Genomic DNA, 12,711 nt, shown 5'->3' on the forward strand with positions numbered 1-12,711 from the left:
GTTTTAAATGATTATTTGTTTCAATTATAAATATAATTTTTAATACAAATTATAAAAGTATTTAATAAGTCGGGATTTTGTAAAAATTTGTTTAGAAGCTAGCTTTCACCTGCATGCTTCCTATGTGTATGGTTCTTTCACCGGAATTTCTTCCTTCATAATTCAGGTTAAGTTGAAGAAAAGAGTTAATTGCCTGCTGAATAAATACGCTCCATACCTGGTTTTTTCCAGGTTTTAAACCGTCAAGCATCTGGTTTCCGACAATACTGAAGTTATTTCCTGTAAAATCATTATTGATAAAAGAGAAGTTTCCTCTGATGGAAGTTTTTTTGCGTTCCCATTGGATGGTTCCGGTCAGGTCAAAAGCCTTCAGCATTTCTTCGCCATCCAATCTCTTTTTTTCACGGTAAGCCGAGGAAAATTCTGCCTGAATGGCATCTGTAAATCGGTAGGTTGCCTTTGGTTTGGTTTCAAAGTTGTTGAGTCGGTAATCTCTCGTGGCAAAAAGCTGTGAAGAATTTTCAATATCATGAATTGAATTTTCCCAGTCAATTCTAAATTCTTTGTTAAACCAATATCCTATATTCACAAAGTGGGAGGCTTGATTCCGCTCTTCGCTGCTGAAATTGGCATTCAGGAGATTATCATTGGAAATAAACCGGTAATTGCCGTTCCAGCCGGATTTTTCAGTTGGATTAAACTGAGCAGACATCAGAATATTCTGATTTTTCAGAATTAAATTTTCTCCGGTCTCAAAAGGATTTAGAACCAAAACTTTATCTCTTTTATAAAAAGAATTTTGAGAATTTAATGAAATATTGAAGTTCCAGCGTTTTAAAAATTTGTTTTCAGAACTGAAAACAACAGATGGGTTTACAAATAAAGCCAGCTGTAGCTTGTTTTTATTGGAAGGAATATATCTTACAGAATTGGTATAAACCCTTATGTATTGCGCAAGGTCAGAATATTCTGCGATTTCAAACTCATCAAGCTGTTGCACACCATCACCGTTATAATCTGTCCATTTATAAACTCCTTGTCCGTCGGTTACTTTTATGTACTGAAATTCACGCTGGGCTTCCTGACCATTTCCTAATTCATAAAAAGCTTGAAGGCGCATTCCGTTTTTAAATAGCTGCTGATTGTATAAAATATTTCCAACTACAAAATCTTTGTTCTGATTCATATCTACATCGTCATTTTTATAGAAAAATTTTCTATAATGAAGCAATGCATTCAATGTGGTTTTTTCAGTTTTAATGATTTGGCTTTCTGCCATGAAACCTAAGATTCTGTTCATGTTCTGAAGCCGGTTGTCACGTACAGAATCATTATCTCTCACATACATTCTGGATAGGAGCTTGGTTCTTGCGCTGTCACCGATTTTTTTCTGAACGAAAAGTTCTTTCCAGCTAAAACTGGTCACATCCATTAATTCTATTTCGTTGAATTTCTTTTCGTTATGTTCCATGCTTCCGCCGAGTGCCCAGCTTCCTTTCGCTCCGGTGTATTCTGTTCCTGCTGCTCCGCGGATAAATTTGGTATTTTGAAGTGTTGCTTTTGTATCCAGGTAAGAAAAGTTTCCTTTGGTTGTAAATTTGCCCTTGATCCAGCCAAAATCAAGATCATTTTTAAGACCTTTATAAGAATCCTTTTCATCAAGATAATTTACTCTGTAATTCAGCACAGATTTGTTATTCCATTTATTTAAAAAGCTGAAAATAAAGCGGTTTTGGGTGAGGTTGTTAAATTCCTGTGCAAGGTTAAAGTCGCGTGAAAATTCTACATCATTGATGCGGTCTAAAATATGAAACTGCTTGTCTATATATTGATATTCAAATCGTGGAGTTCCTTTCCAGTTGTTTTTGGTAAAGGTTTTGTTCCCGAATATTCTTGCCGCGTAACCAATGTTCTGATCTGAATCTTTTGATGAAAATAAATTGATGTCGTAATTGCTGAGTGAAACATCTGCGCCTATTTTTCCTTCTTTAAGCAAATATTCTGAATTTAAAGTATAAACCTGAGCTTTTTGGGGCGAAGGCAGTTTTCTGACGGCACGATAATCTCCCAAGTTGGGTCCGACATATTCAAAAACACGTCCGTTGTTGGTGGTTTGTTTGAGCTTGTAGTCTCCGAGACTGGCTCCGAAATAAGTAAATGATACCTGATATAAAGTCTGTGTGGCATCAGTAGAAAACTCATAATAATTTCCACTTGGATTTTGAATAAGGATGTATAAGATTTTGTTTACATCGTATTCTGCAACAACGCCGGAAGGTGCATACATCAGGTTTTGATCGTTTCCGGCATCGGCTAAAATCTGCTCATCTTCTTTGGATAAATTTAAGGCTAAAGGAGCATTTTTATTGTCATTCTCCATAAACCAATTGAGACCGACCCTGAATTTTTCTCTCTGATGCTCCAGTTTTCCGGTAAATAAATATCTTGAATAATTTCTGTTGGCATAATTAAAAGAAATTGTAATGAAATTTTGCTGGAAAATAGGTCTGAAACTAGTGAAAGTGACTTCTCCTGTATTATAATTGATGACGTAATCCTGATTTTCACCACGTTTCATCAAAATTCCGTCGATGAAAACCTGTTCTGAGCCTGAAATCAAGGTGATAAACTGCTCTCCGTTTTTTCCTGTAAGTCGGTATGGTCCTTGGTTTCCTTCAATTCCCTGAAAACGGATTCTGTGAAACTCACTTCGCGCAACGCCAGCCGAAATATCTACAAAAGTCTTGTTGTCATTTCCAAACTGTGTCTGAAACTGAAGACCCATGCTTCTTCGCTGATATTTTGAAAAATAATTTTTGGCATCTACCAGATCTAAATGACCGGCTCTGAGAATTGATTTTTCTTTGATATTGAGCTGCATATAGATTCTGTCAAACTCTTCCAGAGTCTGGGTATATCCATCCGCCTGTATAGGTAAATTGTGATCTGAAATGCTTGCCAAAACCGTGACATCTTTAGAAAGTCTTCCGGAAATCTGTAAATCCATTGAGCTTTGCACCGATTGTCCCTGATTATTACCAAAAGTAATCCCTCTGATGATAGAACCTTTTGAATTGAGCTCTCCTAGAAACCTTTTGGTATTATTTTTCGCAAGAACGGCTTCGTCTACAATGATTTTGTTACTGGTTCTGACGAAATCCATTGTGTCTTTGGCAAAAAGATCTCTTTCAAGTCTTAGAGCAATAATGCTGTCTTTTTTGATACTGTCTTGTGGTATATTCGGATTTTTCCATGTAAAAATTTGGGCATTATAACAAGATAAGCCCATAAACAACAATAAGAATATCAGAATAAAATTCCGCAAGTCTTTAAAAATAATTGGTAAAAATAGCTAAAAATTACGAACACCAAAGGTTTTAATAGTATTAACAGAAATTTAACCTCATTATTATATTAAATGAAAAAATAACAGTAATTTTGCCTCATAAATTATTAATATTAAAATTTAAGTTATGAAAAAAATCTTTACAATTTTAGGAATAGTTGCAATTGCAGGAATTGTGAATGCACAAATTGTGATCAATGAGGTTTATGGTGGTGGAGGTAATTCAGGATCTACTTATAAAAATGACTTTGTAGAACTAATTAACAAGGGTACCTCACCTGTTACACTAACTGGAGCTACGCTACAATATGCATCTTCTGCAGGTACTTTTAATTCTTATCATACTTTGCCAAGTATTACTTTGGCTCCAGGACAGACTTATTTAGTACAAGAAGCTGCAGGAGCTGGAGGTACGACTAATTTACCTACTCCTGATTTTATTGCAACAACATTAGTGAATTTCAACGGATCAACTAATAATTCTACAGATGGTTTTGCAATGGCAGGAACTAATATGAAAATTGTTTTAGCTAGTAACTCAGTACAAGTAGGAAGTCCTACTGATACTAATGTTTTGGACTTTGTAGGTGTAGGAAGTGCAAATCAATTTGAAGGATCAGCTGCAGCGCCTGCAATGTCGAATAGTACTTCAGTATCTAGAACCAATGGTGTAGATACCAATAATAATTCAGCAGATTTTACAGCTGGATCTCCAACTCCTCAAAATTCTGCTTCAGGAAGTTTATCTGTTTCAGACTTGAATAAAAGTAAGTCTGCATTTTTGAAAAATACTTTCGTTGAAAACGATGAAATCATTTTCGGCAGTGAAGTAAAAGACATTAAAATTTATACTTTAAGCGGACAGTTGGTAAAAACCTCTTCAGTGAAAGCTAATGAAACATTAAATGTTGCTGAATTGGCAAAAGGTAATTATATCGTTACCGGAACTGTTAATAATCAACCGGTTTCTCAGAAAATCTTGAAAGATTAATTTTATACTATAAACAAAGATTAACCACTTCTTTTTGAAGTGGTTTTTTTATGGCTGTATTGTTTGATGTGGTATTTTTTATTTATAAAATTGTCATTATTGTTGTTTATTTGGTATTATTTTTGGTTTTTTTATGATAATCACCAAAATAAAATATTATGAAAAAAGTATTTACTTTTATCGGACTCATTTCGATAGCAGCATTCTCTAATGCTCAGATTGTAATCAATGAAATCTATACCGGAGGTGGAATCCTGGGAGCTGCCATTACTAATGATTTCATAGAACTCAAAAATATAGGAGGCTCTACGGCTTCTCTTAACGGCGCAACTATTCAGTATGCTTCTTCAACAGGATCTTTTACTCAGTACAATAACTTGCCGAATATTACTCTGGCTCCGGGACAAACGTATTTGATTCAGCAGGGATCTGATGGATTAGGCGGATTGATTAATTTGCTTAATCCTAATCTTGTTGTAAGTGTTCTCTTAAACTTCGATGGTTCTCCTGCTGTAGGAGTAGGAGTTGGTCTTGCGCTTACTTCAGGAAAAGTTGCTTTGGCAAGCAATGCGACACAGGTTACCGGACCTACAGCTGCTAATGTCTTAGATTTTGTAGGTTATGGTCTCGCTAATCAGTATGAAGGAGCAGGAGCAGCTCCGTCTCCAACGATTTTGAATTCAATTACAAGAACTAATGGAGATACCAACAATAATAATGTTGATTTTACCATAACATTGCCAACTCCTCAAGCATCAGGAACGCTTGCTGTAAATGATCTGCAGAATAATTCAGTACTAAAGAATAGTTTTGTACAGAATGCTTTTGTAAAAAATGATGAGATTGTATTTGGTACAGAAGTAAGAGATATTAAGATCTATACTTTATCGGGTCAATTGGTAAAAACTTCTTCGATAAGAAATAATATGTCTTTAAATGTTGCTGAACTGCAAAAAGGAAATTACATTGTAACAGGAATGATTAATGATCAACCGGTATCTCAGAAAATTATAAAAGACTAATTCAGTTTTATTTTAAACATTAGATAAGCAGCAATTTCTCCGATTGCTGCTTCTTTTTTTTAATACCAACCTCTTCTCGCAGCATTAATAATCGTACTCAGATTCAGAATTAATGTATAACGGATTCTTTTGCCATAATCTTTGAATGCAGGCTCGAATCCTAACGAAGACTGTACCGGCAAAAATATTTCAAGAAAATCAGGAATAACGCGTACTTTCAAACCACTATCCCATATAAATTGAGTCGGTTGATTTTTATTTTTGTAAAAACCTGCATCAGCATAAATGTGAAAGACTTTCCATACACTGGAGTCTACATTAAATGAAGTGATCCATTGATTTACACTTCCCGGAATAAAAGATTTAAAACCACCATCTGCCAAAATAAACTGCTGTGATAAAATTCCTCCCGTTGCACTCTGCCCCAATAAATTATAGGAAAATGAATAATCTGAAACTCTCGAAATACCATAATTGAAAGTATTGTTTCGGGTTTCATTTCTTGCAAAATAGCCCGCAAAAAGGCGTAAGCTGAGTTTCTGTCTGGGAGCAAATTCCCATCGGTAAAAGCCTTCCGCAGTAATTTTGTTGTAATCTTCCATTCCCTGTGTGCTGATGCTGAAGCTTTTCTCATGAATCATTTGATTGTCGGTGTATCCGTAACCAATCGTCCATAAATTGTATTTTTCATAATCATTCTCTGCAATCATTTTGGCATTCAAATCACGCTGAAAATATGTGTAAGAAATACCTAATCCGCGACTTACAGTACTTCTCGGGTTTTTTCTGAAATTGATATTAGAGTACAAAGAATTTTTCTGATAAGCTAAATCAAAATCATAGTGAAAATAGGAACCAGAAACCCCGAAAGTCAATCTCTGAATAATGCTTTCAGCGGGAAGAAAAGAGTAAGAAACTGCTCCTGAGCCAGTCAGTTTCCCAGTCCCCGTACTATAAGACGGTGTAATGGAATATAAAAATTTCTGATCGAAAAGCGACTGATTTTTAAAATTCATTCCGATGAGAAACTTGTCATAAGTATTGGTAAAACGGATTCTCGGATTCAGATAAATCTCATTAAACTCAGGATTGGGAATATCTTTAATCAGCTTAAATCTAATTTTTTTAGCATTCGAAAAAATTCCTTTCGTATAAAGAAAATTATCCCGGTAGTTGGCTTCCGGAAAAATGTAATCATTGTTTAAAGTGATTTTATAAACATCCTCGGCGGGAAGTTGTACTGTTTTCAGACGTTCATTTTTTTCTGTTTCAATCCAATAGGAATTTCTTGAGCCTTCTTTGGTTTGTGTTTCTAGTTTTACAGGAATATTTTCATCTGTATTTTTAACGATCTTAATGTTTAATGAGTCATTTTCAATTCTGAAATTCTTCAGTCTGAAATTTACTCTGTGCTTTCCTTCTATGAAATTTTTAAGATATTCTGAAGACGGTTCCTTTTTTGCCAGTTGATCCAGAAAATCATCAGGATTTATCTGCGTGTCAGTGTTCTCGGCAATATAATTTTTGATAATGGAATTGAATTTTTCTTCTCCCATTTTATCCGCGGTGTAACTGAAAAGTGTACCCGTTTCGAAACTGCTTATCGCCATGTCGTTGAAATTGCTCAACACAGTGAAAGGTTCATCAATTTTCTGGTCAAGATTCTGCGAAAGAATATACTGATAAGCCAGCCCGTATCTGTCGAGAAGTTTCACTCTTGAAGCATGAAATAATTTCAATGGTTTTACTCCCAAAATTTTTGTTTCCGGAAGTTTTCCCAAAAGTTTTGCCTCGCTGTAAAATTTTTTAAGATATTGAATTTCAAGATAAGACTTTAAACCATTTTTGAACCAGTGATTTTCCTGTTTGGATGTGATGATGCTTTCATCAAGAATTTTTTTGGTGATAATCCCAAAGTAATCCAGATCTGCATTTTCTGCATCAGAAAAAAGCTTGAATCTGAATTTCCAGAATTTAATATCGTTATTTCCGAAAAAATCTTCCTTTGCCCTGAATTTGTCTGAAATAAATAATTTTTCTGGAATAATTCCCACTCTCTCTTTGATAAATTTAAGCTGTAGAGGAAGATAAAATTCAAGATTTTGAATTTCCTGTGGGCTGATAAAATAGCCGAACTGTATTTCAGTTTTTATATCATTTGTATTGATTTTGATGGATGGAAATTCATTTTTACTTAGAAGAAATTCAGGATCAGAATCCAAATATCCCTGAAATGAATCGGGCTGCACTTTTGCCAGATTACTTTCGATAAAAAAGTTGTCATTATTTCTGAATTTAACTTTCCAATAAGTATTAAAATTTACCGATTCTTCTATATCGTGGTAATTTCTTTTTGTATTGTTTTCTGTATCAAAATGATCAGGCACGATGAAAAAATATTTCAAAGCAATATCCTGTGCTGAAGTTCCGTATCCGGTAAATTTTTTGTCAGGAAGCTGTATTTTGTAATTTAACTGCAATTCTATAGTTTCTCCGGGATGCAGCGTTTTATTTAGCATCAGGAAAAGATTTTCTTCTGATGTTTTGTTTACAAGAACAGATGGGTTGTCTGCGCTGTTAATTTCAAGATTCAAGATTTTTCCAAGCTCCTGTTTTTTTGCAAAATGCAGGCTGTAATTTCTGTCTTCAAGTTTTCTGTAAACCAACGATGTTCCACGTTTATTATACGCTGCGATCCAATTGAGCAGTTTTATGCTGTTGAGATCTTGATCAGAATGATTATGATAAACTATTTGTTGACTTATTTCGAGAGTTTTTCTATCAGAAGATAGTTGCGCATCAATAGAAATGCTGTCTTTTTGAGCATTCACCTGCACAACCCATAAAAAAGAAATAAGACTTAGGATAAATTTTTTCAATGTTCTGATAAAGCTTCAAATATAGCGTATTTTATATCAAATCAAATACCTTTTTAGTCCGGATTATTGTTAAAATTTCAGATATTCAAAAACAAAAAATCCTGAAAACGGCTTTAAAGAATAAAGACATTTTCAGGATATCGTATTTATTGATATGTTGTTTGTTATAAAGAATTCAGATAAGCATTCCAGCCTGCATTTTTATAGGTTGCTGCGGCTTCTTCCGGATTTTCAGATTTGTAAATTCCTCTTCCTACAATAATAAAGTCAGTGTGCAGTGTTTTAAAAACACGTTCAGGAGTATTGTACTGCTGTCCTTTTCCATCACCTGAATCTGCAAGATTTACTCCGGGAGTGAACAGTAAAATATCTTCAGGGATTTGATTTTGTGAAACTCCGCCAATCACGTTAGGATGAGAAAGTGCAACTTTCAATGCCTCCTCACGATAGTTATTTGAAGTTAGAGTTCCTTTTGAAGACATTCCGATAATGGCAACTACTCCCACATTTTTGAAGCAGTCTAAAGATTCAAAACCGCCGATCACCTGAGAAGTAACAAAATCTGCCCAATCGGTGATTCTGAAAACTCCGCTTGTAAACTGTAGTTCCTGTGTATTTCCAATGTCAGCAAATTTTCGGTCCTCCATCAAGAGAAATTTATGTCTGGAAGCAATTTCTTTTAAAGGGATAATAGTGTTTTGATAATCAAAATCAGAAATAATATCGATATGTGTTTTTAGGGCAATAATATGAGGTCCTACTTTGTCTGCAAGCTCAAGGAGTTCCTGAGTGGTTGTTACATCGGCAGAAGCAATAAGGTTAGATTCTTTTGCCAAAGCAATTTCTAATAATTTTTTTGAAACTGAATGCTGTGCAAATTCAAATTTTTGCTGATAAGAGAGTCTTGTTTTTTCTTCAAACTGAACGTGATTTCCTTTCAGAAAATCATTAATTCTCTGCACCTCATCATCGCAAAGATCGCCGTTTTCCTGTAAAATACTACAAACTTCAGTAATATTGAATAAAGTGTGAACTCTGTAGCCTTTGTTTTCTAATAGTTGCTTGCCGCCTTGTTCTCTGTCTAAAACAACCACTATATCGGCTACTTTTATATCTTCCTGCTCAATTTCAGCAATGGTTTCTACTAAAGATTTTCCGGAAGTGATAACATCTTCTACCAAAAGACAGTTTTGCCCTTTTTGATAAATGCCTTCAATCATTTTTTTGGTTCCGTATTCCTTTGCCTCTTTTCTTTTTATAATTAATGGAATGTAGCTTTCCAGAGACATTGCAGTTGCCATCGGAAGTGCTGCGTAAGGAACGCCACAGATCAGATCAAAATTATCTAAAGGAAGCATATCCAAAAGATAATTGGCAAGATTTTTTAAAATTTTAGGATCTGAAGCTAGCGGTCTTAGATCTACATAAAACGGACTTTCTATACCGCTTTTCAGCGTAAATCTTCCGAATTTGATGATGCCCAGTTTGTAACATTCTAAAAAGAATTCTTTCTTACTTTCCATTGTTTTTTATTAGATGTTGCAAATTTAAGGATTTGAGATGAAAGGATGATAGTAATGGCAAATTTTGCTTGGCTTATAAATCCTGAAATTTTGACTTTATTATTTGAATTTTAAAAATATGTTTATCTCAAATATCTTTCTGAAGAACATAAAAAAACCATCATAAAGATGGTTTTCCTATTATTTCACGATATCTGCATCAATGACCCTTGTTTTGCTGTATTTTTGTTCTGCTTCCCAAAGAAGAAATTTATCAACTTCTTTTATGAGTTTCGGAATCGTAAATGATAAAACTGCGAGATCATCTAAAACTCCTACAACAGGAATGATAAAATCAGGAACCAGATCTATGGGCGATATTACATATAAAACTCCTAAGAGCGGTAAAATCATGTCCATAGACTTTACTGGATAAAATCCTTTTCTCCAAAGATTGACCATTCTGAAAATATCTGGTATTTTTCTCACAAATCCTTTGTGGCTGATTGCTTCTTTTGCTAAACTGATTTTTGAATACTTCATTTTTGTGTTTGTTTTTTTTAACTTCAACATTATATAATTTTCAAATTGCGTACCAATGCAATATAAAATTTCGTTAAAATTATTATTTGATAATATTGTCAATGAACTGATGCACAGACTCTGTATTCCAATCTGTATAAGCATCTTCTTTAATTAATATTCTTCCGTTCTGATCTAAAAGGAATGTGGTGGGAAAAGCTTTTGGAAGCACCTTTTCAGAGATCGGACTTTGGGCAATATATACGGGAACAGTATAATTATTCTCCTGAAGAAATTTTCTTACTTTAGCTTCGTCATCTTTCATTGCAATCAATACAAAGTTGATATTTTCCTTTCTTGAATCATAAAGTTTCTGAATTGTCGGCCATTCTTTGATACAAGGAGGGCACCAAGTTCCCCAAAAGTTCAGAAAAAGAGGTTTGTTTTTGAAGTTTTTAAGATTGGTACTCGGAACATTGATTCCCTGTAAATCTATATCGTAATCTACTTCATTAATGTGAACTGCATTCTCAATGGTAGCAACCGGGAAAAACTGATCTTTCAGAAAATTCTTTACTCCCGGAACGAAGGCGATAACAGCAATAATAATGATCAGGACTATATATACGAAGTTTTTTTTCATTGTAATAAGTAAAGTGTAACTCATTGTAATTCAGATTTTTTTTTTATTGCTTTCGATGGGATTTGCCGAAAGCGGATTCGTTAGAAATCTGGTTTTCAATTGACAACAATATTAAACATTTTGAGAGAGAACTGCAAAATAATTTGTCTCAATAAATTATCAAATGATAAAAATCTACAAAGAGCAATAAAACAATTAGAGATATTAATTATTCTTTTGCTGGCTTATAATAAAATTTACCATACTATTACTGATCTCTTCAAGTTTTGCTTTATCTGTAGTGCTGAAACCATGATTTCCTTTTCTGACGATGATCAACTTATTTTCTGTATTGGATTTTTCCAACATTTTATGAAGTCTTTTCGAATGTTTTAACGGAGCAATTTTATCCTTATTACCATGAATAATAAGTGTCGGAACCGTATTTTTGTTGTAGGTGAGCGGAGAAATATTTTCACAAAATTCTGCAATCTCTTTTTTGTTTTCTTTGGAATCCATTCCTGTAATTCCCATGATAAGCTTACCACGCAGATCAATAATTTTTTGTGAAACTAAACCAACTGTAAAAATCAATGGCTGTGGAGCTTTGGTGTGAAGAAGTCGGTTCATATCAGTAGGTCCGAAATTATCAACCACATAATTTACTTTTGCGGAATATTTAGAAAGTAAAGGATCGCCGATAAATTGTGTGTCTTTGGTATAAGCACTCAGTAGAGAAAGATGAGCTCCTGCAGAAACACCCCACATTCCTATATTATGCGGATCAAACTGATACTGGTCTGCGTTTTTTCTGATCCACCGTACTGCGTCTTTAGTGTCTTCAATCGGAGCAGGAAAATGAATTTTTTCATTGACTAAACGGTAATTGATGCTGATGACTGCGAAGTTTTTATCTAAAAGTTTAGAAATGGTATTTTCTACATAATTATCAGCGTAAATTGTTTTGTTTCCCTCTACCCAAGCTCCTCCGTGAACAAACATTACTACAGGAAATTTTTTTATCCCGGTTTTTTGAGGCTTATACAAATCAAGGAGTATTTCTTTCCCGTTTTCATCAGTCTTGTAGACTATATCTTCCTGAACATTGGCTTTTTCAAACAGAAGTGTTGTTTTCTGTCGTTGAGAAAATATTAAAACTGAGCATATTAAAAATTGTACGGCAAGTACTTTTTGCAACAATGATTGAGAAGAGATTGATTTCATAATAAATGTAAATGAAATGCAGGTGCAATATTTGTGCAAAGATTAACGGGAATAATCATAAATTCCGAATCATGAGGCTGATGATAAAGTCTTGCTTTTTTCAAAAAGATCAAAATGAAATTTTATATTGGCAATATTTTTCCAGGTCGCATATTTGAATAAAGTAAAACCAAGCAACATTCCGAAGGTATTTAGAAAAACGTCATCTACATCTGCAACACCTCTTCCTGTTAAAAACTGAGCAGATTCGATTAAGCTTATCGAAAAAAGAAAAAATAGAGTGATTGGTAAAAACCGGCTGAATTTTTTAATGCACAAACCCAGCCATCCAAACGGGCAGAATAAAAATATATTCCCAAAAATGTTAACGATAAAATCCTGATTTTTGATGTTATTGTTGGTGAAAAAGTTTTGTATTGTTACAAACGGTTTATGCTGAAAGTAAGCAATTTCTGAAGGCTCTCTTCCTGAAGCATAGAACATCATGTACAATAAAACAGCGGCATATATTATTATAAAAACTGCAAAATATCTTTTCATAGGTTTCCTTTTAAGGATTAGTAATAAAAAAAGTTTGTAGCTATTAGTCCTTATTACAACATC

The 12,711-nt window shown here is 34.0% G+C and carries 9 protein-coding genes; 2 read left to right on the top strand and 7 right to left on the bottom strand.

Going from position 1 to position 12,711, the window contains the following annotated elements:
* Positions 1-91 precede the first annotated feature (91 nt).
* The gene (locus FOL89_RS09070; protein WP_144282507.1) at positions 92-3,289 is read right to left on the bottom strand and encodes a hypothetical protein; all 3,198 of its coding nucleotides are present in this window, start codon (positions 3,287-3,289) and stop codon (positions 92-94) included.
* Between the two features lie 184 nt (positions 3,290-3,473).
* Here FOL89_RS09070 and FOL89_RS09075 point away from each other — a divergent pair, with 184 nt between their 5' ends.
* Together FOL89_RS09075 and FOL89_RS09080 are read left to right on the top strand one after the other, a co-directional pair.
* On the top strand, positions 3,474-4,337 hold the full coding sequence (locus tag FOL89_RS09075) for a lamin tail domain-containing protein (protein WP_144282508.1): 864 nt from the start codon (positions 3,474-3,476) through the stop codon (positions 4,335-4,337).
* Between the two features lie 158 nt (positions 4,338-4,495).
* A complete protein-coding gene (locus tag FOL89_RS09080) occupies positions 4,496-5,359 on the top strand; it encodes a lamin tail domain-containing protein (protein WP_144282509.1) in 864 nt (287 codons plus the stop codon).
* 59 nt (positions 5,360-5,418) lie between these two features.
* On the opposite strand, the gene FOL89_RS09085 is transcribed toward FOL89_RS09080, so the two are convergent.
* The 6 genes from FOL89_RS09085 to FOL89_RS09110 form a co-directional block, all read right to left on the bottom strand.
* Entirely contained in the window at positions 5,419-8,238 is a 2,820-nt protein-coding gene (locus tag FOL89_RS09085) for a gluzincin family metallopeptidase (protein WP_228444886.1), read from the bottom strand.
* A gap of 164 nt (positions 8,239-8,402) precedes the next feature.
* A complete protein-coding gene (gene pyrF / locus FOL89_RS09090; RefSeq protein ID WP_144282510.1) occupies positions 8,403-9,761 on the bottom strand; it encodes an orotidine-5'-phosphate decarboxylase in 1,359 nt (452 codons plus the stop codon).
* 180 nt (positions 9,762-9,941) lie between these two features.
* Positions 9,942-10,283 carry a YkvA family protein gene (locus tag FOL89_RS09095; RefSeq protein WP_144282511.1) on the bottom strand — a complete coding sequence of 114 codons (342 nt, stop codon included), beginning with the start codon at positions 10,281-10,283 and terminating at the stop codon, positions 9,942-9,944.
* 82 nt (positions 10,284-10,365) lie between these two features.
* Positions 10,366-10,905 carry a TlpA family protein disulfide reductase gene (locus FOL89_RS09100; RefSeq protein ID WP_144282673.1) on the bottom strand — a complete coding sequence of 180 codons (540 nt, stop codon included), beginning with the start codon at positions 10,903-10,905 and terminating at the stop codon, positions 10,366-10,368.
* Positions 10,906-11,109: 204 nt separating this feature from the next.
* Positions 11,110-12,108, bottom strand: coding sequence for an alpha/beta hydrolase (locus FOL89_RS09105; protein ID WP_144282512.1), 999 nt, complete (start codon positions 12,106-12,108; stop codon positions 11,110-11,112).
* Between the two features lie 69 nt (positions 12,109-12,177).
* Positions 12,178-12,648 carry a VanZ family protein gene (locus tag FOL89_RS09110; protein ID WP_144282513.1) on the bottom strand — a complete coding sequence of 157 codons (471 nt, stop codon included), beginning with the start codon at positions 12,646-12,648 and terminating at the stop codon, positions 12,178-12,180.
* Positions 12,649-12,711 lie beyond the last annotated feature (63 nt).

This window comes from Chryseobacterium echinoideorum (assembly GCF_007474535.1).
In the GTDB taxonomy this organism is placed as follows: Bacteria; Bacteroidota; Bacteroidia; order Flavobacteriales; family Weeksellaceae; genus Chryseobacterium; species Chryseobacterium echinoideorum.

Bases quoted from the DNA above. Each gene is read 5' to 3' on its own strand.
- FOL89_RS09070 (WP_144282507.1), bottom strand. From the start codon at position 3,289: ATGGGCTTATCTTGTTATAATGCCCAAATTTTTACATGGAAAAATCCG.
- FOL89_RS09075 (WP_144282508.1), top strand. From the start codon at position 3,474: ATGAAAAAAATCTTTACAATTTTAGGAATAGTTGCAATTGCAGGAATT.
- FOL89_RS09080 (WP_144282509.1), top strand. From the start codon at position 4,496: ATGAAAAAAGTATTTACTTTTATCGGACTCATTTCGATAGCAGCATTC.
- pyrF (WP_144282510.1), bottom strand. From the start codon at position 9,761: ATGGAAAGTAAGAAAGAATTCTTTTTAGAATGTTACAAACTGGGCATC.
- FOL89_RS09095 (WP_144282511.1), bottom strand. From the start codon at position 10,283: ATGAAGTATTCAAAAATCAGTTTAGCAAAAGAAGCAATCAGCCACAAA.
- FOL89_RS09100 (WP_144282673.1), bottom strand. From the start codon at position 10,905: ATGAAAAAAAACTTCGTATATATAGTCCTGATCATTATTATTGCTGTT.
- FOL89_RS09105 (WP_144282512.1), bottom strand. From the start codon at position 12,108: ATGAAATCAATCTCTTCTCAATCATTGTTGCAAAAAGTACTTGCCGTA.
- FOL89_RS09110 (WP_144282513.1), bottom strand. From the start codon at position 12,648: ATGAAAAGATATTTTGCAGTTTTTATAATAATATATGCCGCTGTTTTA.